This window comes from Dyella acidiphila (assembly GCF_014863405.1).
In the GTDB taxonomy this organism is placed as follows: Bacteria; Pseudomonadota; Gammaproteobacteria; order Xanthomonadales; family Rhodanobacteraceae; genus Dyella_B; species Dyella_B acidiphila.
This window is the reverse complement of record NZ_JACZZA010000001.1, coordinates 18,878-41,005: the sequence shown is the minus strand read 5'-3', so window position 1 is coordinate 41,005 and position 22,128 is coordinate 18,878. Positions and strand designations below refer to the sequence as shown.

The following is a 22,128-nucleotide window of genomic DNA, read 5'->3' as shown; positions in this document are numbered from 1 at the left end:
CGGCCGCCGATGAATGGCCATCTGAATCCGTTGGTCGCCTATCTGGCCGGCGTACTCACCATTCTCTCGCCATGCGTGATTCCGCTGGTGCCGATCGTGCTTGGCAGCGCCGCGCAGCGTCATCGCTGGGGTCCCTTGGCATTGGCAGCAGGTCTGGTGGCGTCATTTACGCTGGTGGGATTTGCCACCGCCACCATCGGTGCATCGATCGGCTTGAACAGCCAGTCGATCCGCAGCTGGAGCGCGGTGTTGTTGCTGCTGGTTGGCCTGGTGCTGCTGATTCCAAAACTGCAACACCTGGTCGAACAACTCGCCGCGCCGCTGGCGAACTGGGCCGGTGCCCATCAGGCACGCCTGGAGCGTTTCGGGCTGATCGGGCAGGCGGGTATCGGCGTGTTGCTTGGATTGGTCTGGAGTCCGTGCGTGGGGCCCACGCTAGGCGCCGCGATCGTGCTTGCGGCGCAGGGCAAAAATTTGGGGCAGGTGGCGTTTGTGATGCTGGCGTTTGCACTCGGCATCGCCACCGTCTTGCTGGTCATGGCCTTCGCGACACAGGGCTTGATCACACGCTGGCGCGGCAAATTGATGAGCGCAGGTGCGCGCGGCCGGCAATTGCTCGGTGCATTGATCCTGCTGGTCGGCGTGCTGATCCTCAGCGGCATCGATCGTCAGCTGGAAACCGCGCTGATCGGCGTGCTGCCCGACTGGATGACCACGCTCTCGACCTCGTTTTGAGCGCGCGGGAAACAACGGCGCGGATGATTCCGTGCAACGCAAACAAAAACGCCAAGGCTGTTCACCTTGGCGTTTTTGTTTATATGGTGGCCGGGGACGGAATCGAACCGCCGACACGGGGATTTTCAATCCCCTGCTCTACCAACTGAGCTACCCGGCCGAGTGGAGCCGCACATTAAATCTGATGCGGCTTTCCGCGTCAAGACTCCGCCTCTGGCGGCACATAGCCCTGGGGCTTTTGCGCATCGCCGTCGAACAGGAATTTCTCCATTTCCGCGCCCAGAAACTGGCGGGACTTGGGATCCAGCGGATTGAGGCGGTATTCGTTGATCAGCATGGTCTGGTGGGTCAGCCATTGCTGCCAGGCCGGCTTGGAGATTTCGGCGTAGATGCGCTGGCCGAGCGGGCCGGGCCAGGGGGCGAAGTCCAGGCCTTCGGCGTCGATGTCCAGTTTGGCGCAATGAATCGTGCGGCTCATCGTGATATCTCGTGTTGCATGGGTTACGGCACGGCAGGTTCCGGCAACGCCGTCAGCAAGCTGCGGACGGGAGCGGGCAGGCCGAGCGATGGCAAATCGGCGATGGCGTACCAGCGCAGATCGGCATTATCGGCGATTGCGCGTGCCGGTGCTGCATGGTCGAACAGCAGTGGCTGGATCTGCAGCCGGTAATGGCTGAAGACGTGCACAAACGGAGTCAGCGAGCGGGCGTCTTCGATCTGCGCGTGGCGTTGTGCTTCGCGCCACGCGCCGTCGCTGTCGGCCGATTCGGGCAGGCTCCACAGGCCTGACCACACGCCTTGCGGCCCGCGTCGCTGCAATAGCACACGGCCTTCGCCGTCGCGCAGGATCAGCATCAAGGTGCTGCGGGTGGGAATGCGCTTGCCTGGTTTGGCTGTCGGCAGCTGTGCCGTGAGATGGTCGCGGTGTGCAATGCAATGCGCTTGCATCGGGCAGGCGTCGCATAGCGGGCGCGTGCGCACGCATACCGTGGCGCCCAGATCCATGATCGCCTGGGTGTAGTCGGCGGTGCGCGCGGCTGGCGTGTGTTCGTCGGCGCGCAGCCAGAGCTGCTTTTCCACTTCGCGCTCGGACGGATGGCCGACAATGCCGTGGAAGCGCGTCAGCACGCGTTTTACGTTGCCGTCGAGGATCGGATAGCGCAGGCCATATGCCTGCGCCAGGATCGCGCCCGCGGTGGAGCGGCCGATGCCGGGCAGTGCCGCGAGCGCGTCGAAATCGCGCGGCAGTTCGCCCTGGTGTTGTTCCACGCACAACTGTGCGGCGCGATGCAGAAAGCGCGCGCGGCGGTAATAGCCCAGGCCCGACCACAAGGCCAGCACGCTGTCTTCGTCGGCAGCTGCCAGCGCGTGCAAGCTCGGCAGCGCGGCTACGAAGCGCTGGAAATACGGGATGACCGTAGCTACCTGGGTCTGCTGCAGCATGATTTCCGACAGCCATACGCGATACGCATCGCGCGGATGCTGCCAGGGCAGGTCGTGGCGGCCGTGGCGATCAAACCAGGCCAGCAAGGCATCGGCAAATACGGTCACGGCTGCGGCGCCGCAGGTTTTGCCACCGGCGCGGCGGTGCTCGCGGGGGCCGGTACGGCATTGCCGGTCTGCACGCTCAGGCCTTCGATGTGGACGCCTTTGAGATCGAGCGTGGCCATCTGCAATTGTCCATTGCCGGGTGGTGCGGAAAGTTGCGGGCCTTGCGGATTGGCCAGTTGATTCCACCATTGCGCCAGCGCCAGCGGCGGCAATTGCAGATCGATGTGGTTGTCCTTGCCTTGCAGCTTGAGGTGCAGCAGCAAAGGTGTGTTCTGCCCCGGCGCCGAAAGCAGCGCGGCCGCGTCATAGCTGCCTTGTTGTGCCAGGTTGAACTTGCCCTGCAATTGCAGCGCGAGATTGCTGCCGCCCATCCAGCGTGCGTGGCCGGACATATGCAGTTCGGTCGCGCTGCTGTCCGCGGCGTGCACAGTGATGCTATCCAGTACCAGCACGCCGTCGGCGATGCTCGGCACCATCGTCAATTGCAGCTGCAGCGGGGTGCCGTCGGTTTCCTTGCCGGACAGGTTGACGCCGAAGCGTTGTCCTGCCGTCAGGCGTCCGGTATCGAGCGATACGTCGTCCAGCCACTGGCTGTTGTTTTGCATCAGGCTGCCGTTGCGGATGCGCACGCCGGTGGCGATGCGCGGAATCTGTTCCGGCACCGCCGCCGACTGCGGCGGCAGCGAGATCAGCCATGCCTGTAGGGCATCGAGATCCACGCGCGGCGAATTGATCTGCATGCGCGAAATCACCATCGGGCCGCCGAACAGCGTGCGCCACGGCAATACCAGCCTACCGTTTGCGGCCAGCAGAATCGGCATGTTCGATACGTTGCCCGAGCCGTTGTCGCGCGCGACCAGGGTGATGCCTTCCAGCTGCAGTGCCGGGCGCGGAAATAGCGTGGGACTGGCGGGGCTCGACAGCATCAGCTGCAGGCCCGCATCGTTGGCCTGCTGCTGCAGCATTGCGGTGAAGCGGTCGGGCTGCAGCAGCAGATACAGCGCCGCGAGCACGGTAAGAACGATGCCGCCCAGCACGCTGGCAAAAACGATCAGCAGCAATCGCAGTGGGCGTGCGAGAGCCATCAGGTGCGGGCGAACTCGGCAGGCAGCAGGCCGTCGACATAGGCCTGTGCATCGAACACGCGCAGGTCCGTGGCGGTTTCGCCCAGGCCGACGAAACGGATCGGCAGGCCGAATTCGCGCGCCAGCGCAAACACCACGCCGCCCTTGGCGGTACCGTCGAGCTTGGTCACCACCAGGCCGGTAACGCCGACGATCTGGCGGAACTGGCGTACCTGGTTAACTGCGTTCTGGCCGGTGGTGCCGTCGATCACCATCAATACTTCGTGCGGCGCGTCGGCATCGAGTTTCTTGAGCACGCGGGCGATCTTGCCCAGTTCGTCCATCAGGCCGCCCTGCGTATGCAGGCGGCCGGCCGTGTCGGCGATCAGCACATCGGCCTGGCGCGAGCGCGCGGCCTGCAGCGCGTCGAAGATCACGCTGGCGGCATCGGCGTTCTGGCCTTGGGAAATCACCGGCACCTGGTTGCGTTCGCCCCAGGTCTTGAGCTGCTCCACGGCGGCAGCGCGGAAGGTATCGCCGGCAGCCAGCAGCACCTCGCGGCCCTGGTCGCGCCAGCGCCGGGCCAGCTTGCCGATGGTGGTGGTCTTGCCGGCGCCGTTGATGCCCACCGTAAGCACTACGAACGGACTGTGGCCGCCGATCTCCAGCGGCTGCTGCACCGGTTCCAGCAGGGCGACCAGTTCCTGTCGCAGGGCCTGCAGCAGCGCGTCCGCGTCGGCGAATTCGCGCTTGTGCATGCGCTTGCGCAGGTTCTCGACCAGCGCGGTACTGGCTTCGATGCCGACGTCGGCGGTGATCAGGATGGTTTCCAGCTCGTCCAGCAGGCTGTCGTCCAGCTTGGGATGGCGGGAGAACAGCGAGGACAGGCCGCGGGCGAACACGCTGCCGGAAAGGCGCTCGCGCCAGCCGCGCTTGGCGGCCGGTTCGGCGGCAAGGTCGGCGGGCGCCGGGGCGGCGAGGTCGGCTGCGGGCGCTGCGTCCGGCGGCGTGCCGACTTCGGCGGCCTGCTCCTGCGCAACATCCTCGTTAGTTTCCCCGGTGCCGTTCTCGGCCGGCTTCTTCTTCCAAAACTTGAGCATGGGGCATGGGATTCAAAGACAATAGGTAAATGCTATCACCCCGACTCGTACTGTCCGCTGAGGGCGCCTGGGCATGAAGGCGGCGCCTGGGCGTATTCGCATTATCGGCGGCCACTTGCGCAATTCGCGCCTGAACGTGCCCGATCTTCCCGGCCTGCGTCCCACGCCCGAGCGCGTGCGCGAGACCTTGTTCAACTGGCTGGCGCCGACCCTGGCCGGGGCGCGCGTGCTGGATCTGTGCGCGGGTACCGGCGCGCTGGGCATCGAGGCCCTGTCGCGCGGGGCCGGCGCGGTGCAGTTCGTGGAGCCGGATGCGGCCTGCGCCGACGCGCTGCGCGCCAACCTGGTCCGCCTGAAGGTGCAGGCCGAGGTGGCCGGCGTGGACGCCGTGCGCTTTTTGCAGCGGACAGCGCAGCCGTTCGGGCTGGCTTTCCTCGATCCGCCCTTTGCGCTGCAACTGTGGGAGCCGCTGGCCCGGCAACTGGAAGAGGGCGGCTGGCTGGCCAATGCGGCGCAGATCTACGTGGAATCCCCGCGCGGCCATGCGCCGGCGGTGCCGGCGAACTGGGCGATGCATCGCGAAGGGCAGGCGGGGGAAGTCCGATATGCGCTCTATCGCCGCTCCTGAAACGATCCGTTAAGCTAGTGCACCCACCCCCGCGAAGCTGTTTTCGTGAACATTCCGCCGGTCAACACTCGCCTCGCCGTTTACCCGGGCACCTTCGACCCGATCACCAACGGCCATGCGGATCTGGTTGCACGCGCCGCGCCGTTGTTCGAGCGCATCGTGGTGGCGGTGGCGGAAAGCCCCAACAAGGGCAAGGGTCCCGGATTCACCATGCAGGAGCGGATCTCCCTGGCGCGCCTGGCGCTGGCCGACCTGCCGAACGTGGAAGTGCGCGGCTTCGACTGCCTGCTGGCTTCTTTTGTCAGCCAGATCGGGGCCGGCGTGATCATCCGCGGTTTGCGCGCCGTGTCGGATTTCGAATACGAGTTCCAGCTGGCGAGCATGAACCGTCATCTCATTCCCAAGGCCGAGACGCTATTCTTGACGCCGGCCGAGCAATATAGCTTCATTTCGTCCTCGCTGGTGCGGGAGATCGGTCGCCTTGGCGGCGACATCTCCGGTTTCGTGCATCCGGCGGTCCAACAAGCCATGCGGCAGCGCTGGCACAAAAAGCAACCCGAAACCGAAGGGGATAACTATGCGTAAACTCACTCTCATCGCCACCGCCCTCGCGTTGACTGGCTGCCTGGCGCTGACGGCATGCAACAACAACAGCGGCGACAGCCAGCAGCAGACCACCCAGGCGCCGGCGCAGGTTCCCAAGCCCACCGATCCGAACGACAGCAAGGGCTGGAACGCCTACCTGGGCCAGATCGTGCAGGCCAACATGCAGGGCATGTCCGCGCCGCAGCCGTACGCCTACCTGGTGCCGGCCGGCGACAGCGACGATGCCAAGGATTCCCGCGATCGCCAGCTGAGCAACGTGCAGGACATCGTGGCCCGCGGCGTTCTGCCGGGTAACCTGGTGGCCATCGGTGGCCCCGATTCGGGCAAGACGGCCGACCTGGTCACGGATGCGTTCAAGGATGCCAAGCCCGGTTCGATGAAGGGCGTGATCCTGGTCATCATCGGCGACAAGGCCGACGAGCAGCGCGTGAGCGACGTGCTCAAGCCGACCGACGCCACCATCCGCTACGTGCAGATGTAATGGCTCTGCGCCCTCTCCTCTAAGGAGGGGAGGGCTGCGGCGGGCTGCTGCCCAGTGTGCGCACCAGCCCCCTGCCTGCTCCCGCCGCGGCGGGGCGCATTCCCAGGCCGTTCCAGCCTTGCTGCTTCGCACAACCCCGCGCCGGCCCTGTAGACTTAAGCAGCATGTCCCTGAAGATCCTCGATACCTGCGTCAACTGCGACGTCTGCGAACCCGTCTGCCCGAACAAGGCGATTTCGCTCGGCGAGGAGTTCTACGTCATCGATCCCGCTCTCTGCACTGAATGCATCGGTCACCACGACGAGCCGCAGTGCGTGGTCGTGTGCCCGGTGGAATGCATCATCGTCGACCCTGTGCACGCCGAAACGCGCGAGCAGCTCGAAGACAAGTACCAACATCTGATGGAGACCAAGGGATGAAGCTTGCGCTGCGCTGGCACGTGCTGTTGATCGGTTTTCTGTTGGGCACCACCGGCGGCGCAGTTGCCGCTGACAGTTCCAGGCCTGCCGCCCCGGCGGGCGAGCTTGCACAGCGCCCCGGCCATGCCGGCATCGCCAGCGCCAATGCGCTGGCCACGGAAGCGGGCTTCGAGGTGCTGGCCAAAGGCGGCAATGCCTTCGATGCGGCGATTGCGGTGGCGTCCACTTTGTCGGTGGTCGAGCCGGAAAGCTCGGGCGTCGGCGGCGGCTTCATGGCCACCATGCACGTGGCAGCCACCGGCCGCAATGTGTTTATCGACGCGCGCGAAACCGCGCCGGCCGCGGTGGATCCCAAGGATTACCTCAATCCCGATGGCACACCCAATCGCGATACCGCACTGAAAGGGCCGCTCTCTGCCGGTATTCCGGGCGAGCCGGCCGGGTTGGTGTGGCTGTCCAAGCACTACGGCAAGCTGCCGCTCAGTGCATCGCTGGCACCGGCGATCCGCACCGCACGCGACGGCTTCAAGCCGGATTCGCGCCTGCTTGGCTCGATCAAGGAAGAACAGCAAAACCTGCAGCGCTGGCCGGCCTCGGCCGCGATCTATCTGCCGAACGGCAAGCTGCCCGCCGAAGGTGAAACGTGGCGCAATCCGGACCAGGCGCACACGCTTGAACTGCTGGCGCAATACGGTGACTCGGGCTTCTACAGCGGCGCTACCGCGCAGAAGCTGGTCGATGCCGTCCACGCTGCCGGCGGCCGCTGGACACTGAAAGATCTGTCTTCATATCGCGTGAAAGAGCGCACGCCGATCACGGTCGACTACCGCGGCTACAAGATCATCACGGCGCCGCCGCCCTCGTCCGGTGGCGTGGCGATTGCCGAGATCCTCAATATTCTTTCCGGTTTCGATTTCAGCCAGCTCGACCAGGTGCATCGCACGCATCTGGTGATCGAAGCGATGCGCCGCGCGTTCCGCGATCATAACGATTACCTGGGCGATCCGGATTTCGTGAAGATGCCGCTGGATATGCTGCTTTCGCCGTATTACGCCGACGGCCTGCGCCAGACCATCTTGCCGGACAAGGCCACGCCGTCGTCGATGCTGGCGCCTACCAGCGGCCAGGATCCGGGCATGCATACCACGCATTTCTCGATCATCGATGCCGACGGCAACATGGTCGCGATCACCTCCACGGTGAATTACGTGCTCGGTTCCAGTTTCGTCGCGCAGGGCACTGGCGTGCTGCTCAACGACGAGATGGATGATTTCGCGCTGGTGCCGAACAAGCCCAATGTCTATGGCCTGCTCGGCAGCAAGGCGAATGCGCCGGAGCCGGGCAAGCGCATGTTGTCGTCGATGTCGCCGAGTATCGTGATCGGCCCCGACCGCACCGCGGTGATCGGTTCGCCGGGCGGCTCGACCATCATCACGCAGGTGCTGGAAGGCATCCTGGCCTTTATCGATGGCGGCGATGCGCACCAGGTTGCCGCGCACAAGCGCTTCCATCACCAGTTCATGCCGGACCTGGTCTACGTCGAGCCCGGCGCCTTCGATGCCGCCACCAGCGCTGCGCTCGGCAAGATGGGCTACACGCTGAAAGATCGCGAGCCGTGGGGCTTCATGAATGTGGTGATCTGGGATCGCCGCAGCAACAAGCTCGATGCCGCCAGCGATCCGCGCCGCCAGGACGGCCTGGGCAAGGTGCAGTAATCGATGATTCGCTAACCCCTCTCTCACATCGGGAGAGGGGCCGGGTGCGATACTTGCGCTGATACTTCAGGCGGGACGTACTCATGCAGTTGTGGTCGATCAACGGCAATACCCAGAAACTCGATGGCGGCGCGATGTTCGGTAATGCGCCCAAAGCGATGTGGTCGCGCTGGATCGCGCCGGACGAACTCAACCGCATTCCGCTCGCCTGCCGCTGCCTGTTGGTGAAGGATCTGGACGGCCGCAACGTGCTGTTCGAAACCGGTATCGGAGCGTTCTTCGAGCCTTCGCTGCGCGAGCGCTACGGCGTGGTGGAAAGCCACCATGTGCTGCTCGATTCGCTGGCCGAGGCCGGCGTGTCGCATGAAGACATCGATGTGGTGGTGCTCTCGCATCTGCATTTCGATCATGCCGGCGGCCTGCTGGCGCCGTGGCAGGAAGGCAAGACCCCGCAGCTGCTGTTTCCGCACGCGAAGTTCCTGGTCGGCGCCGCGCACTGGCAGCGCGCGTTGAAACCGCATCCGCGCGATCGCGCTTCCTTTATTCCCGAACTGCAGGATCTGCTGGCGCAGAGCGGCCGGCTGGAACTGGTGGCCGGCGAGTATTCGCAGACGCTGGGGCAATCCGTACGCTTTCACTTCTCTGACGGCCATACGCCGGGCCTGATGCTGGCGGAGTTCGCCAGCGTAGTTTTTTGCGCCGACCTGATCCCCGGCCGGCCCTGGGTGCACCTGCCCATCACCATGGGCTACGACCGCTTTCCGGAAGCCCTGATCGAAGAAAAGCGCACGTTCCTGGACGACAAGCTCGCACGCAGCGTGCGGCTGTTCTTCACCCATGACCATGCCTGCGCCATCGCCCGCGTGACACGCGACGAGCGCGGGCGCTATGGTACGACCGACGAGCAGCCCGAATTACGCGGCGCGATCTGAGTATCCGTTCCATCTGTCCCAGCCGGAGGTTCGATGAGCGGCGAGCGCAAGCCACCACTCTCAATCCGTGAATTGCTGTTGCCTGCGCTGGGTGCGCTGATCCTGCTGGTCGGGGTCGGCGTGGCTGCCGTGACTGAGAAAGGGCATATCGATTACCGCGTGCAGATGGAGCGGCATGGCGGCGACGTGCTCAACCTGGGCAGCAATGGCCGTCCGGATGCCGACGAGCAGGGTTACATGGTGCGCGTGGTCGGGGCCCTGCAGGTGGTGGAGGCGCCGCTGGACCGGCAGTTCAATCAGCAGACCAGCCAGCCGGTGCTGATCCGCCATGTGCAGATGTTCCAGTGGCATGAGGTGCGTTATGGCGGCCCGGCGTCCTACGAGCTGGACTGGGAAGATCATCCGGTCGATTCCAGCCATTTCGAGCATCCCGACGGACACGCCAATCCAGGCCAGTTCCCGCTGCAGGGCGCGCAGTTCGATGCGGGCGCAGTGCGCCTCAACGATTTCGTGCTCGACCCGGCGCTGATCCGCGGCTTGAGCGGCAGCCAGCCGGTGGCGCCGGACCTGCGCAGCCTGCCGGGCAATCTCGCCGCCAGTTTCAGCCTGTACAACAACAGCCTGGTGACCAGTGCGGTGCCGGCCAATCCGCAACTGGGCGACCTGAAAGTGAGCTGGGAAGCGGTGCCGGTGCAGGATGTGACAGTGGTGGCGAAGGTCAACGGCAATCGCCTGGTGCCGGCGGCCGATGCGGCGGACGGCGTGGGCTTTGCCATGCAGCCGGGCGATGTGCCGCTGGCGGATATTTTTCCCGATCTGCCGGTGCCGCCGGATTACTGGTGGGTGCGCTGCATCGGTTCTATCCTGCTCGCGGCGGTGGGCACCGGCCTGCTGCTGCGCTGGCATTACCAGCGCGTCGATGTGATTCTCGCGCCGGCGATCGCCGTGCTGGTGGTTGGCGCGGTGGACGCGGTGCTATTATGGCTGGGCCACGACCTTGGCCGCGCCGGCTGGTGGTCTGCGCTGGCGCTGGTCGGCATGCTGCTGACGGCGTGGCGCCTGCGTGGGTTGAAAGCCGACTAGCGCACTCAGCCGAACAGCCCGGCGTGTTCGATGAACCACAGGCCGGCGAACAGCTTGGGATCGATCGAATAGCCTTCGGCGCTGCGCGCCAGCAACCATGCGCCGGCATCTTTGCGCGGTACTTCGTGCACCACGATGTCTTCGCTTTCATCGCCGCCGCCAGCACTGACTTTGACCAACTCGTGCGCGCGCACGAAGGCGATGATTTCGCTGCTCATACCGGCCGAGGTCGGGCCTTCGTGCACGAACGTCACGCGGCTGCAGCGATAACCGGTTTCTTCTTCCAGCTCGCGTTGCGCCGCCAGCAGCACGCTTTCGCTTTCGCTGCCGGCCAGATCGCCGACCAGGCCGGCCGGCATTTCAATGGTGAATTTCTGAGCGGCGACGCGGTACTGCTCCACGAACAGAATATTGTCCGCCGGCGTGACTGCCAGAATGATCACCGCGCCGCCGGGGTTGTTGCGCTCGGCATATTCCCAGCGTCCGCGGCGGCGCAGGCTGAGCCATTTGCCCTGGTGTAGCGTCTCGGGTTCGAGCGTGGCGTCCTGCGGTATGCGGTCGGAATTCATGGGGCGGCCTGAAAGAGAGGGAAGGCAGAGGGTCAGCGCGCGCCGCTGTTGAGCGTGCGCAAGCGGCTGCGCGTCAGCGGTCCGAAGCGCAATTGTTCGCTGATCGCGTCCAGCGCATCGGGTAGCGGACGGCGCACCAGCGCCTCGGCATGGCTTTCCACCGGCGCATCCAGCGCAATGCGCGTGAGCCGGCGATAAAGCCTGGCCGCGTCGCCGTGTTCGCGCAGTTTCGCCGCGCAACTGGCTGCGCCGCGCAGGCGCAGGAACGGCACTTCCTCGACGCGCTCGAGCAGGGCGTCGAGGCTGCCGAAATGCGCGAGCAGTGCAGCGGCGGTCTTGGCGCCGATGCCCGGTACACCCGGAATGTTGTCCACGGCGTCGCCGCACAGGGCGAGAAAATCCGCGACCTGTTCCGGATGTACGCCCAGACGTTCGAACACACCGCTCGGTCCCCAGCGCAGGTTGCGCGCGAAATCCCATTGCTCGTCGTGTTCGCCCAGCAACTGGCCGAAGTCCTTGTCGGCCGACACGATCACGCTGCGGAAGCCGAGCGCACGCAAGGTCCACAGGCTGCTGCCGATCAAGTCATCCGCTTCGAAGCTGTGATCGATCAATACGCGGATGCCCAGCGCTTCGGTGACGGCGCGGCACTGCACGAACTGCCGCTCCAGATCCGGCGGCGGCAGCTCGCGATTGGCCTTGTACGCCGGATAGATCGCGTTGCGGAACGACGTGGTAAGCGATGCATCGAAGGCGACCGCCAGATGCGAAGGACCTTCGCGTTCCAGCAGTTCGCACAGAAAGCGCGTATAGCCATGCACCGCATTGACCGGATGGCCATCCACATCGTGAAACTCGTCCGGCATCGAATGCCAGGCGCGGAACACATACAGGCTGCCATCGACCAGATGCGCCGTGGGATGGCTGTTGCGCGTCACGCCGGCGCCTTCCATGCGCTGAGCAGATCGTTCAGCGCGGGGCGATCGCGATCGGGAATGTCCGACTGCGGCGTGCCCAGATGCACGAAGCCGATGACCGATTCGTTCTCGGCCAGGCCCAGCAGCTGCGCCACTTCCGCATCGTAGGCGGCCCAGCCGGTCAGCCATTGCGCGCCCAGGCCCAACGCGTAGGCGCCGAGCAGAATGTTGTAGGCCACGTTGCCGGCGCAGAGTTTTTGTTCGATCTCCGGAATGCCCGCGTCGGCATCCACGCGCGCGACAACCACCATCACCAGGGGCGCGAAGGTGTAGCGCAGGCGTTCTTTCTCGCGCTTGGATTCGGGCAGCTGCGGGTCGCGGCGAATGGCGCGAGCGCTCAGCAACTCGCCGAACGCGAGCTTGTCCTGGCCGCGCAGTTTGATCAGGCGGAACGGCACCAGCTTGCCGTGATCGGGCACGCGAATGGCAGCCTCCAGCAGGGTATGCAAGGTGGCGGCGTCGGGCGCCGGCTCGCCCAACTGGCGCGAAGGGGCGGAATGACGTTGCTGAATGAGCGAAAGCGGACTGGACATGGAGGGGAGCTGTAGAGGTGAACGCCTATCCTACAACCGTCGCCGGCCGGCCACGATGCCTGGAGGTCACGCAGACGGGCCACCGACGCCGCCGTACGATCGGCCTCGTCTTTCCGGCGAGTGCAAGCGCATGAAGAGTCTGGCAGGCATGGCGGCCACGTTCCTGGCTGTATTTGCGGTATTCACGGCACAGCTTGCGTGGGCCGCCGATACGCAGCATGACGGTTACTTCACCACCGATGATGGCGCCCGTATTCACTATCTTCACGCCGGCACGGGCAGTGCGCCTGCGCTGGTGCTGATTCCCGGCTGGACGCTAACCGCGTCGCTCTGGAGCGAACAATTGCAACGCTTCTGCAAAGACCGCGAAGTGATCGCCATCGATTCGCGCTCGCAGGGTGCATCGTCGATCATGCTCAGCGGCAATACACCCGAACGCCGTGCGCAGGATCTGCATGCCTTGATGATGTCGCTGCACATCGATCGCTTCGTACTGGTGGGCTGGTCGCAAGGTGCACAGGATGTGGCCGCCTACATCCAGCAATTCGGCACGCATGCATTGGCCGGAGTGGCATTCGTGGATTCGCCGGTGTCTGCCGGCATCAACGAACTCGATCTGCGCAAGGCTTTCAGCAAGGCGATCCTGTCCGGTTTGTCGACGTATGCGCGCGAACCGGCCGATTACAGTGCCGGCATGGTGCGCTCGATCTTTCGGCGCCCACTGCCGCAGGCGCAGCTCGATGCAGTCATCGCGCTGGCCCAGCACACGCCGCCGGCGGTAGGCGCGGCGATGCTGGAAGCGGATATTTTCGGTGCCGATCGCCGGCCTGCACTGCAGCACATCGATCGGCCGGCGTGGGTGATCGCGTCGGGCAATTCACCGTTGCTGGATGCGCAGAAGGATATGGCGAAAGCTATCCGCGGCGCTCATCTGGTGGTGGTGCCGAACGTGGGGCATGCGGTGTTCGTGGACGATCCGCCTTCCTTCGACCAGGCACTGGGCCAATTGCTCGCCGCTTCAGACGCCGTGCCCGGCCCGTAGTTGAAAGCCGTCGGGCAGCAGGGCTTCCACCGTGGTCTGGCGGGTCGCCCCGGCCAGATTGGCCAGCAGCACGGGCATGCCCGGACCGCATAGCTCGGCCAGCACCTGGCGGCAGGCGCCGCAGGGCGTGACCGGGCCGGGGGTGTCGGCGATTACCGCGATCGCGCTGAAATCGCCCGGCTTGCAGCCGGCAGCGATGGCACTGAACAGGGCCGTGCGTTCGGCGCAATTGCACAGGCCATACGCGGCGTTTTCCACATTGCAGCCGGAGAATTGCCGCCCATCGTGCGTCTGCAGCGCGGCACCGACCTGAAAGCGGGAATAGGGTGCATAAGCGGTTTCGCGCGCATGGCGGGCGAGGTCCAACAAAGTGCTGCTGACAGGCTGCTCGGACATCACGGTCTCCGGCCGGCGGGCCGGCCAGTCTAACCCGAAGCATGCGCGCGCAAGGAAGGTTCGCCTGGGCCCGGCCATCGGCTAGGATGACCGGACTACTCCGCAGGGGATGGCCGATGTCGATCACCGTGTCCGCATTGCGTGAAACCGCCGCCGGCGAACGGCGCGTGGCGATCACGCCGGAAGTGGCCAAGAAGCTTCGCGGCAAAGGCCTGCGGATCTTGCTTGAACACGGTGCAGGCGCGCCCGCCGGGTTTCCCGATGCGAGCTATGCGGAGGTGGAGTTTGCGGGAGCGGAGCAGGTTATCGGCCAGGCCGATTTGCTGGCCTGCGTCTTGCCGCCGGATGAAGATGTGCTGGCCCGCTTGCGTGCAGGCTGCATCGTGCTGGGGCAATTGCGCCCGCATGGCGCGGCAGCACGTATCGATGCGCTTGCTGCGCGCCAGTTGACCGCGTTCTCGCTCGAATTGCTGCCGCGCACGACGCGTGCACAGGCGATGGATGTGCTCAGTTCGCAGGCGGCGGTCGCCGGCTATCGCGCCATGTTGATTGCAGCGGAGAACGCACCGAAATTCTTTCCGATGCTGACCACTGCGGCGGGCACCATTCGCCCATCGCGCGTGCTGGTGATCGGTGCCGGCGTTGCCGGTTTGCAGGCGATTGCCACCGCGCGCCGGCTCGGTGCGCAAATCGAAGGCTACGACGTACGCCCGGAGACCCGCGAGCAGGTCGAGTCGCTGGGTGCGAAGTTTCTGGAGCTCGGTGTCAGCGCGGCCGGCAGCGGCGGCTATGCGCGCGAGCTGACGGCCGAAGAACGCGCAGCGCAGCAGCAGGCGCTTGCCGACCATCTGAAAGTGTTCGATGTGGTGGTCAGCACCGCCGCCGTGCCGGGCCGTCCGGCGCCGAAGATCCTCACCAAGGCGATGGTGGAGGGCATGAAGCCCGGTGCGCTGATTGTCGATCTGGCGGCCGAAAGCGGCGGCAATTGCGAGTTGACCCGGCCGGGCGAGCGGGTTGAGCACGGCGATGTGCTGATCCTCGGTCCGCTCAATCTCGCGGCCGGTGCACCGCTGCACGCGTCGGAAATGTATGCGCGCAATATTTACAACTTTGCCGAGCTATTGATCCGCGACGGCGCACTGGCGCCGGATTTCAATGACGAGCTGGTGGCGAAAAGCTGCCTCGTCCGCAACGGCGAGATCTTGTTCAAGAGCTGAGTCAGCCGCGCCGGCCTGGCACGCACAAGCGCTTAGCGGCCGGGCATGCCGAACGCGTGCTTGCCGGGCAGGGTCGAGCCCGGCCCCATGTGCTCCAGCCACTGCCTCCGCTGATCCGGACTCTGCTCCTGCCACTTGCGGCGCAGAGCTTCGCGTTGCTCCGGCGGAAGCTGCTGGAAGCGCTTGAACGCTTCGTGCAACTGCTGCTGCTTGGAGGCCGGCAGCGTGTCGTAGAGGTGCTGGTTCTGGCGCGCCTGTTCCTGCTGTTCCGGCGTCATCTGCTGCCAGCGTGCGATGCGGTCGCGGATCTGCTGTTGCTGGTCGGGCGGCAGCTTGATCCAGTCCTGCGTACGTTCAAGCATGTGCTCCTGCCGCTTGGGCGGCAGGGTGTCCCATTTCGATTGCAGCGGCTGCAGCATGTTCTGCTGCGCCGGGCTAAGCGTGTTCCATGGATGCGTGATGCCTTGCGCGTGCGCTGGTGTCGCGGCCAGCAGGCCGAGCATCAGGGCAAACAGCGATGGCAGGCAGAGTCGTCGTGGCAGCATGGATCAGCGTTTGGACTGGTTGCTGTCGTTGGCAGCGAGCCAGCTGTAGAAGTCGAGATTCTGGTAAAGACCAGGATCGGCCTTGTCGGCACCCGGCGGCAATTGCTCGGGGTCCTGTTCTGTGGTGGTGGCCATCGCGGCGGCGGGTGCATTGCCCTGCGGCTGGTGCGGCGCCGGCTGCCAGATCATCATCGCCGCCAGGGCGACTGCGGCCAGTGCGCCCACCGGCAGCAGCACGCGCGCACGATGGTGCGCCGAGGGCTGCGCCTTGGCCGCTTCCAGTGCCGTGCGTCGCGCTGCGCGCAGGCGGCCGGCGGTAACCGGATCGATGCGCTGGGCCGCCTCCTGGTAGAGCGCGCGGGCGCGCTGTTCGAATTGTTTATCGGACGAATTCATCGCCACGCCTCCAATTCCTCGCGCAGGTGTTGCATGGCCCGCGAGAGATGTGTTTTCACGCTACCTTCCGAACAGCCCATGGCATGGGCGGTTTCAGCTACGTCCAATCCTTCCAGCACCCGCAGGATGAAGGCTTCGCGCTGACGCTGCGGAAGCTGCTGCACGGCTGCAGCCATGTCTGCATAGGATTTTTCGCCATGCAGTTTTTCCAACGGGTCCGGACCGGTGTCGGCCGGCTCCCATGCCGGCAATTCATCGCCATCGTCATCGTGTCCGCCGCCGAGCCAGCCGACCACGATCGAGCGCACCTTGCGGCGGCGCTGCAGATCCACGATGCGGCGGCGCAGGATGCCCCAGAACAGCGGTGTCCATTCCTCGGCGGGCTTGTTGCGGTAGTGCTTGACCAGCCGGAGCATGGCGTCCTGGACCGCGTCCAGGGCGTCTTCCCGGTTGCCCAGGTGCATCTCGGCCATGCGGAATGCACGCCGCTCCATGCTGGCCAGGAAAGCATCCAGGGTGGTCGGAACCGCCCGGGTGTCCTGCGCAAGAATTTCCGCCTCAAACAGCGCTGAAACGCTGTTCATAGCGTTGTTCTCTGAATCGTCAGGGCGAGCATCCCGGGGCTCCATCTGTTCGACTCTCGACATCAACGCGCGAACCCTGCCAGGGTTGACCAGGGGCGTTGATGACAAGTCCCGCGAACGGCCCTATCGGCGCTCGCGGCATGGATCAGCGCCGCGCTCTCACCGTATGATGAGGCGTACACGACTGATTGGCGGGGGAAACGCATGCTCGACGGGTTCCTGGCGCTTTACATCTTTATGCTGGCCGCGTTCACGGGCTACGAGATCATCTCGCGGGTGCCGGTGATCCTACACACTCCGTTGATGTCCGGCTCGAACTTTATCCACGGTATTGTCCTAGTTGGGGCCATGATCGCGCTAGGGCACGCCCGAACCCCGTTCGAGATGGGGATCGGCTTTATCGGCGTGCTGCTGGGCGCCGGCAACGCGGCCGGCGGCTATGTGGTCACTGAACGGATGCTGGAAATGTTCAAGTCCAGCAAGCCCGGCAAGGGCAACGGGGAGGCCAAGTGATGGCCTGGCTGCAGACGGTTATCGATGCCTGTTACTTCCTCGCCGCCCTGCTGTTCATCCTTGGCCTGAAACGCATGAGCTCGCCGCGCACGGCGCGCGGCGGCATCGTGTGGGCGGGCTTCGGCATGCTGCTGGCGGTGGTCGCTACGTTACTGCTGCCGGAGATGGAAAACCGCGGCCTGATCATTGCCGCCGTGCTGATCGGCGTGGCGGCGGCCTGGTGGTCCGGGCGCCGCGTGGCAATGACCGCCATGCCGCAGATGGTGGCGCTGTACAACGGCATGGGCGGCGGCGCGGCGGCGGCGATCGGCGCCAGCGAGCTGATCGGCCACGTGGGCGATCTGGTGGCACTGAACGGGGTGAGCGCACCCAACACCTATCCGCTGTTGCCTGAGAGCTGGTCGGCGCTGCATGCCGCGACGGTGGTCGCGCCGCTCAGTCCGGTGGCGCTGACGCTGGGCGTGCTGGGGGCGTTGATCGGTTCGGTGAGTTTTTCCGGCTCGCTGATCGCCTTCGCCAAACTGCAGGGCTGGCTGGATCGCCGTTTTGTGTTCCCTGGCCAGCGGGTGGTGAATCTGCTGGCGCTGGCGGCGGCGGTGGCGATCGGGGCGGTACTGGTCAGCGGGCATCTGAGCCTGGGCCTGATCGGCGCATTCTTCGGCCTGGCCTTGCTGTTCGGCGTGCTGATGACGCTGCCGATCGGCGGCGCCGACATGCCGGTGGTGATCTCGCTCTACAACGCCTTCACCGGTCTGGCGGTGGCGTTCGAAGGTTATGTACTGCACAACGAGGCGATGATCATCGCCGGCATGGTGGTCGGTTCGGCCGGCACGTTGCTGACCCAGCTGATGGCCAAGGCCATGAACCGTTCGCTGGGCAATGTGCTGTTCGGCAATTTCGGCGCGGTGGCCGGCGCCACTGCGCAGGCCATCGACGGCAGCCAGAAGCCGATCGAGGCGGCGGATGCGGCGGTGATGATGGCCTATGCCGAACGCGTGGTGATCGTGCCAGGCTATGGCATGGCCGTGGCCCAGGCGCAGCACAAGGTGTGGGAGTTCGCGCAATTGCTGATCGCGCGCGGCGTGAAGGTGAAGTTCGCCATCCATCCGGTCGCCGGCCGCATGCCCGGGCATATGAATGTGTTGCTGGCCGAAGCGGGCGTGCCCTACGACCTGATCGTGGACATGGAAGATATCAATCCCGAATTTCCCGCCACCGATGTCGCCCTGGTGATCGGCGCCAACGACGTGGTCAACCCGATGGCCAAGACCGACCCGGCCTCGCCGATCTATGGCATGCCGATCCTCGACGTGGCCGATGCCAGGCAGGTGATCGTGGTGAAGCGCGGCAAGGGCACCGGTTTTGCGGGCATCGAAAACGCACTGTTCTATGCCGATAACGCGCGCATGCTGTACGGCGACGGTCAGGCCGCGGCCGGCCAACTGGTTTCCGCGCTGAAGACGCTGGACGCCTAGTCCGCCGCCCGCGTCTTGCGGCGCGGCGCCCGCCGCGCATTGATCAGCGCGGCGGCGATGCCGGCGATCGTCCAGGCGAGGTCCGGCAGGCGCACACCGATCCGCGCCATGTCCAGCAGCATGGACAGGCCGGCGGTGTGCATGGTGTCGAGCAAGCCGTAGCCCATCATGGCCGAGATGTTCACGGTGGCGATCAGCACGTGGATATAAGCGCTCGCCACCACGGTGGCGACGGCGGCCAGCACCCCCGCATGCCAGCCGCGGCCATGCACCCATTGGCGCACAGCCGCGCCGAGCAGCCATCCGGCCAGCACGGCCAGCCAGCGCAGCGGGCGCTGCAGGTAGACCGTTGGCAGCAGCCAGACGGCGCCGGCCGCCAGTCCCAGCATCACCGCACACAGCAGCGCGAAACATTCGCCGATGATCTGGCGTGCGGTCATGGTAGGCGGCTCACGGTCATGCGGGTCCTGCGGGCAAAGCGCGCATCTTAGGGCCTGTTTGCACGATTGGTGTAGCCCGCGCCGCCGCCGGGCCTGTCCCTTGAGTTTGCCGGCCGGCAACCTGATGTGAGGGACAAGCCGCGCAGGCGGCCGGCATAATAGAGGGCCGGCAAGCCCCCGGACGGCTTTCCATAACGATCAGTTGAGATGGCATGAGCGGTTTCAGTCTTAGCAGCGAACCCTTCACCCTGGCGCGCGACTGCACGGCGGTCATGGTGCCGCAGGGCGAAAATGTCACGTTGCCGGCGGGGCAGGTGGGCTATATCACCCAGGCGCTGGGTGGCAGTTTCACGGTGTACGTGGAAGGCAACCTGTTCCGCATTGCCGGCAACGATGCCGATGCGCTGGGCAAGGAACCGCCGCCGCCGCTGGAACTGGGCGCCGATGCCAGCGATGCCGATGTCGAGCAACTGGCCTGGCAGCAACTGCGCACCGTGTTCGATCCGGAAATTCCGATCAACGTAGTCGAGCTGGGCCTGGTCTACGACCTCAGCCTGGAAGCGGTCGGCACCGAGCAGCGCAAAATCTACGTGAAGATGACGCTGACCGCGCCCGGCTGCGGCATGGGCGATGTGCTGATCGACGATGCACGCACCAAGCTGGAACTGATTCCCACCGTGGTCGAGGCGGATGTGGACCTGGTGTTCGATCCGCCGTGGAATCACTCGATGATGTCGGACGCGGCGAAGCTCGAAACCGGCATGCTGTAAGCGAAACGGCGGCCCAGGCCGCCGTTCGTGCGTTGCTTTACTTCACTTCTTCAAAGCGGTTCGCATCGCGGTTCTTGCGCACCTTGGCCGGATCCCACACGCGCCCGTTCATCGCGATATAGACGCCGTCGGGCAGGGTCTGCACCGCGGCCACCGCGCAGCCGATATTGAACACCGCGTCCGAGCCCTGGAAACGCGCCGGATTGAGTGCGCCGGTCAGCACGATCACCTTGTCCTTGATATTGGCCAGCTCGTGCGCCGTTTCCACCATGGTGTCGGTGCCGTGCGTAACCAGCACGTGACGATGCGGCTGCGCTTCGATCGCCGAGCGGATCAGCACGCGGTCTTCGGCGTTGATGTGCAGGCTGTCCTTGCGCAGGATCGGGATCACGTCGAACTGGAACGCCACGCCCAACTGGCTGAGGATCTCGCCGATCTGCGGTGCACCGATCTTGTAGTCCGACTTGTCGTCGAAATAGATCTTGTCGATGGTGCCGCCGGTGGTGACGATGGTCAGGTGCTGCATGGTCGGGGTGCCGTGGAGGTGGAGGCGCGCAGTTTAACCGCAGACCGGCTTGCCGATCATGACCGCCGTACGCCCCCTTTCAGCCTTATTCAAGCAAGAGACGCGTGTCTTCGCCGCTGATGTCGGACAGGCGCAGCAGGCCGTGGTCGATGAAGCGGCGCAGCGCCGCCGCCGGGCGTTCGTCGCCGCGCGAGGAGGCCCAGGCGGCCTGGCGCGCCAGCAGCGCCGCTGCCGCGCAGCGGGCCAGGGTGGTGGCGATGCCGCGCGCGCCGGCTTCCAGCACGCTGCGCTCGACCTTTTTCGCGTCCATATGCGTCGCGGTGGCGTCCAGCGCCGCCTGCACGGCGAAGGATGCTTGGTTGTTGTGCGCCTCGCCCAGCCAGCCGGCGATGACCTTGCGCAACGCGGTGAAGCTGTTGTTGCCGGCCAGCGCGCGCAGGCTGTCGAGCGAAAGCACATTGGTGGTGCCTTCCCAGATCGCATACACCTGCGCGTCGCGCAGCAGCTGCGGCAGGCCGGTGTCTTCGATGTAGCCGGCGCCACCGAAGCATTCCAGCGCTTCCGAGCACAGATTGACGGCCATCTTGCCGGTCCACAGTTTGGCCAGCGGGGTCAGCAGGCGCAGCGATGCGGTTTCCTGCAGCGTGGCGGCGTTGTGCTCCACTCTTCCCAGCAGATGCGCCACTTCAAACGCCAGTGCGAAGGCACCCTCGAATTCGGCTTGCATGTCGGCCAGCGTCTGCGCATGCAGGGGCTGCTCGATCAGCAGGCGGCCGAAAGCGCGCCTGCGCAGGGCGTAGTCGCGCGCCAGGCTGATCGCGCGCGCCATGCTCGCCACCGCGCAAATGGCATTCCAGGTCCGCGTGATGTTGAGCATCGGCGCCACCTGGCGCACGCCATGTCCGAGTTCGCCCAGCGGCCAGGCGGGGATGCCTTCGAGATGGATTTCCGCCGTGGGCAGTTCGTGCGTGCCGAGTTTGTCCTTCAGGCGGTCGATCACCAGCTGCGGCTTGCGATCCGCGCCGTCCATGGTTTCGACGAAGAACAGGGCCAGCGCGCCGGCGCCCTGGTCGGCGCCTTCCGGCCGCGCCAGTGCCAGGGCCGCTTCGCCGACGACCGCCGAGCTGAACCACTTGCGGCCATATAGCCGCCACTGGCCGTCGGCATCCTGCCTGGCGACGGTTTCGGTCTGGCCGACGTCCGAGCCGCCGGTGTTTTCGGTCATCCACTGGCCGGAGAGCCAGAAAGCGTGCGCATCGCGACTGAGAAAGTGCGGCAGCGCGCGCTCGATCAGGGCCTGGTTGCCGGAGGCCTTCAAGGCGGTGGTGGCGCCGTCGGTCATCGCCAGCGGGCAGGTATAGAACTCGCTCGCCACGTGATAGACGTAGACGCGCGCAAATTCTTCCAGCCGCGCGTGTTCGTGGCTTTCGTGGCCTGCGGCAAGAATGGCGTGGCGGGTGGTGAGGGCCGGGCCTTCTTGCCAGGCGGTGGTCAATTCGATCCGGTCGACGCGGCGCCCCCATGCATCCCACTGGGTCAGCACCGGTTTGCGGCGTGTGCTGCGGCTGCTGCGTTCGAACGCCATCTGGGCGTAATCGCCCAGCGCATCGAGATCCGCATCGAGTGCCGCACGGCGCTTGGAGGGGAAGACGCGGTCCAGCCATCCCAGCAACAAGCGGTCGCCACGATACGGATGCGACAGTTGCGGAGCGTCTTGCAGGAATCCCATGCCGAGCACCTCGCCGAAGGTCGTGGCCAGTATAGGCATGATTGCCGCAGCGGCCATGACTGCGCCTGCACGCGAGCTTCCGGTAGCATGGCCGCGACCTAG

At 65.4% G+C, this 22,128-nt stretch carries 27 protein-coding genes and 1 tRNA gene; 13 read left to right on the top strand and 15 right to left on the bottom strand.

What is annotated here, in order from left to right; all coding sequences use genetic code 11:
• Positions 1-9: 9 nt before the first annotated feature.
• Positions 10-735: a cytochrome c biogenesis CcdA family protein gene (locus IGX34_RS00255; protein WP_192553663.1), complete on the top strand. Its 726-nt coding sequence runs from the start codon at positions 10-12 to the stop codon at positions 733-735.
• Positions 736-819: 84 nt separating this feature from the next.
• Here IGX34_RS00255 and IGX34_RS00250 read toward each other — a convergent pair.
• The 5 genes from IGX34_RS00250 to ftsY form a co-directional block, all read right to left on the bottom strand.
• Positions 820-895 (bottom strand) — tRNA-Phe (locus tag IGX34_RS00250).
• 39 nt (positions 896-934) lie between these two features.
• Positions 935-1,213, bottom strand: coding sequence for an oxidative damage protection protein (locus tag IGX34_RS00245; RefSeq protein ID WP_192553662.1), 279 nt, complete (start codon positions 1,211-1,213; stop codon positions 935-937).
• 23 nt (positions 1,214-1,236) lie between these two features.
• Positions 1,237-2,286, bottom strand: a complete 1,050-nt coding sequence (gene mutY, locus IGX34_RS00240) for an A/G-specific adenine glycosylase (RefSeq protein ID WP_338015387.1) — start codon at positions 2,284-2,286, stop codon at positions 1,237-1,239.
• Complete coding sequence (locus IGX34_RS21945; protein ID WP_225737121.1) at positions 2,283-3,371, bottom strand: AsmA family protein; 1,089 nt, start codon at positions 3,369-3,371, stop codon at positions 2,283-2,285. The genes mutY and IGX34_RS21945 overlap by 4 nt, the downstream gene beginning before the upstream one ends.
• Positions 3,371-4,450 carry a signal recognition particle-docking protein FtsY gene (gene ftsY, locus IGX34_RS00235; protein WP_192553660.1) on the bottom strand — a complete coding sequence of 360 codons (1,080 nt, stop codon included), beginning with the start codon at positions 4,448-4,450 and terminating at the stop codon, positions 3,371-3,373. Before ftsY ends, IGX34_RS21945 begins: the two co-directional genes overlap by 1 nt.
• A 73-nt stretch (positions 4,451-4,523) precedes the next feature.
• Between ftsY and rsmD the strand changes: the two genes are divergently transcribed.
• From rsmD to IGX34_RS00200, 7 genes are all read left to right on the top strand, one after another.
• The gene (gene rsmD, locus IGX34_RS00230) at positions 4,524-5,078 is read left to right on the top strand and encodes a 16S rRNA (guanine(966)-N(2))-methyltransferase RsmD (RefSeq protein WP_192553659.1); all 555 of its coding nucleotides are present in this window, start codon (positions 4,524-4,526) and stop codon (positions 5,076-5,078) included.
• A gap of 51 nt (positions 5,079-5,129) precedes the next feature.
• On the top strand, positions 5,130-5,663 hold the full coding sequence (coaD, locus tag IGX34_RS00225) for a pantetheine-phosphate adenylyltransferase (protein WP_192554468.1): 534 nt from the start codon (positions 5,130-5,132) through the stop codon (positions 5,661-5,663).
• Positions 5,656-6,165 (top strand): hypothetical protein, encoded by a 510-nt coding sequence (locus IGX34_RS00220; protein WP_192553658.1) that lies wholly within the window; start codon positions 5,656-5,658, stop codon positions 6,163-6,165. Before coaD ends, IGX34_RS00220 begins: the two co-directional genes overlap by 8 nt.
• 164 nt (positions 6,166-6,329) lie before the next feature.
• Positions 6,330-6,584: a YfhL family 4Fe-4S dicluster ferredoxin gene (locus IGX34_RS00215; protein ID WP_192553657.1), complete on the top strand. Its 255-nt coding sequence runs from the start codon at positions 6,330-6,332 to the stop codon at positions 6,582-6,584.
• Positions 6,581-8,299, top strand: coding sequence for a gamma-glutamyltransferase (gene ggt, locus IGX34_RS00210; protein ID WP_192553656.1), 1,719 nt, complete (start codon positions 6,581-6,583; stop codon positions 8,297-8,299). The genes IGX34_RS00215 and ggt overlap by 4 nt, the downstream gene beginning before the upstream one ends.
• Positions 8,300-8,382: 83 nt before the next feature.
• A complete protein-coding gene (locus tag IGX34_RS00205; RefSeq protein WP_192553655.1) occupies positions 8,383-9,231 on the top strand; it encodes an MBL fold metallo-hydrolase in 849 nt (282 codons plus the stop codon).
• A 33-nt stretch (positions 9,232-9,264) separates the two neighbouring features.
• Positions 9,265-10,314: a TMEM43 family protein gene (locus tag IGX34_RS00200; RefSeq protein WP_192553654.1), complete on the top strand. Its 1,050-nt coding sequence runs from the start codon at positions 9,265-9,267 to the stop codon at positions 10,312-10,314.
• A 5-nt stretch (positions 10,315-10,319) separates the two neighbouring features.
• Here IGX34_RS00200 and IGX34_RS00195 read toward each other — a convergent pair whose 3' ends face one another.
• The 3 genes from IGX34_RS00195 to IGX34_RS00185 are packed head-to-tail and all read right to left on the bottom strand — an operon-like array spanning position 10,320 to position 12,393.
• The gene (locus IGX34_RS00195; protein WP_192553653.1) at positions 10,320-10,883 is read right to left on the bottom strand and encodes an NUDIX hydrolase; all 564 of its coding nucleotides are present in this window, start codon (positions 10,881-10,883) and stop codon (positions 10,320-10,322) included.
• 32 nt (positions 10,884-10,915) lie between these two features.
• Positions 10,916-11,836 carry a 5'-3' exonuclease gene (locus IGX34_RS00190; protein WP_192553652.1) on the bottom strand — a complete coding sequence of 307 codons (921 nt, stop codon included), beginning with the start codon at positions 11,834-11,836 and terminating at the stop codon, positions 10,916-10,918.
• Positions 11,818-12,393 (bottom strand): nitroreductase family protein, encoded by a 576-nt coding sequence (locus IGX34_RS00185; protein WP_192553651.1) that lies wholly within the window; start codon positions 12,391-12,393, stop codon positions 11,818-11,820. The genes IGX34_RS00190 and IGX34_RS00185 overlap by 19 nt, the downstream gene beginning before the upstream one ends.
• A gap of 130 nt (positions 12,394-12,523) precedes the next feature.
• On the opposite strand from IGX34_RS00185, the gene IGX34_RS00180 reads away from it, so the two are divergent.
• Positions 12,524-13,435 (top strand): alpha/beta fold hydrolase, encoded by a 912-nt coding sequence (locus IGX34_RS00180; RefSeq protein ID WP_192553650.1) that lies wholly within the window; start codon positions 12,524-12,526, stop codon positions 13,433-13,435.
• Here the strand turns inward: IGX34_RS00180 and cdd are convergent.
• A complete protein-coding gene (cdd, locus tag IGX34_RS00175) occupies positions 13,412-13,831 on the bottom strand; it encodes a cytidine deaminase (RefSeq protein WP_192553649.1) in 420 nt (139 codons plus the stop codon). The genes IGX34_RS00180 and cdd overlap by 24 nt on opposite strands.
• Before the next feature lie 116 nt (positions 13,832-13,947).
• Between cdd and IGX34_RS00170 the strand changes: the two genes are divergently transcribed.
• Complete coding sequence (locus tag IGX34_RS00170; RefSeq protein ID WP_192553648.1) at positions 13,948-15,048, top strand: NAD(P) transhydrogenase subunit alpha; 1,101 nt, start codon at positions 13,948-13,950, stop codon at positions 15,046-15,048.
• Between the two features lie 32 nt (positions 15,049-15,080).
• Here IGX34_RS00170 and IGX34_RS00165 read toward each other — a convergent pair whose 3' ends face one another.
• The 3 genes from IGX34_RS00165 to IGX34_RS00155 are packed head-to-tail and all read right to left on the bottom strand — an operon-like array spanning position 15,081 to position 16,573.
• The gene (locus IGX34_RS00165) at positions 15,081-15,593 is read right to left on the bottom strand and encodes a DUF3106 domain-containing protein (RefSeq protein ID WP_192553647.1); all 513 of its coding nucleotides are present in this window, start codon (positions 15,591-15,593) and stop codon (positions 15,081-15,083) included.
• Positions 15,594-15,596: 3 nt separating this feature from the next.
• Positions 15,597-15,989 carry a hypothetical protein gene (locus tag IGX34_RS00160; protein WP_192553646.1) on the bottom strand — a complete coding sequence of 131 codons (393 nt, stop codon included), beginning with the start codon at positions 15,987-15,989 and terminating at the stop codon, positions 15,597-15,599.
• Positions 15,986-16,573 (bottom strand): RNA polymerase sigma factor, encoded by a 588-nt coding sequence (locus IGX34_RS00155; RefSeq protein ID WP_225737120.1) that lies wholly within the window; start codon positions 16,571-16,573, stop codon positions 15,986-15,988. Before IGX34_RS00155 ends, IGX34_RS00160 begins: the two co-directional genes overlap by 4 nt.
• Before the next feature lie 204 nt (positions 16,574-16,777).
• On the opposite strand from IGX34_RS00155, the gene IGX34_RS00150 reads away from it, so the two are divergent.
• Together IGX34_RS00150 and IGX34_RS00145 are read left to right on the top strand one after the other, a co-directional pair.
• Positions 16,778-17,086 carry an NAD(P) transhydrogenase subunit alpha part 2 gene (locus IGX34_RS00150; protein WP_192553645.1) on the top strand — a complete coding sequence of 103 codons (309 nt, stop codon included), beginning with the start codon at positions 16,778-16,780 and terminating at the stop codon, positions 17,084-17,086.
• Positions 17,086-18,561 (top strand): NAD(P)(+) transhydrogenase (Re/Si-specific) subunit beta, encoded by a 1,476-nt coding sequence (locus IGX34_RS00145; protein WP_192553644.1) that lies wholly within the window; start codon positions 17,086-17,088, stop codon positions 18,559-18,561. Before IGX34_RS00150 ends, IGX34_RS00145 begins: the two co-directional genes overlap by 1 nt.
• Here IGX34_RS00145 and IGX34_RS00140 read toward each other — a convergent pair.
• A complete protein-coding gene (locus tag IGX34_RS00140; protein ID WP_192553643.1) occupies positions 18,558-19,001 on the bottom strand; it encodes a hypothetical protein in 444 nt (147 codons plus the stop codon). The two genes, IGX34_RS00145 and IGX34_RS00140, sit on opposite strands and share 4 nt — an antisense overlap.
• A gap of 212 nt (positions 19,002-19,213) precedes the next feature.
• Between IGX34_RS00140 and sufT the strand changes: the two genes are divergently transcribed.
• Entirely contained in the window at positions 19,214-19,771 is a 558-nt protein-coding gene (gene sufT, locus IGX34_RS00135) for a putative Fe-S cluster assembly protein SufT (RefSeq protein WP_192553642.1), read from the top strand.
• Between the two features lie 37 nt (positions 19,772-19,808).
• Here sufT and IGX34_RS00130 read toward each other — a convergent pair whose 3' ends face one another.
• Positions 19,809-20,297, bottom strand: a complete 489-nt coding sequence (locus IGX34_RS00130) for an asparaginase domain-containing protein (RefSeq protein ID WP_192553641.1) — start codon at positions 20,295-20,297, stop codon at positions 19,809-19,811.
• 85 nt (positions 20,298-20,382) lie between these two features.
• On the bottom strand, positions 20,383-22,026 hold the full coding sequence (locus tag IGX34_RS00125) for an acyl-CoA dehydrogenase family protein (RefSeq protein WP_192554466.1): 1,644 nt from the start codon (positions 22,024-22,026) through the stop codon (positions 20,383-20,385).
• Positions 22,027-22,128 lie beyond the last annotated feature (102 nt).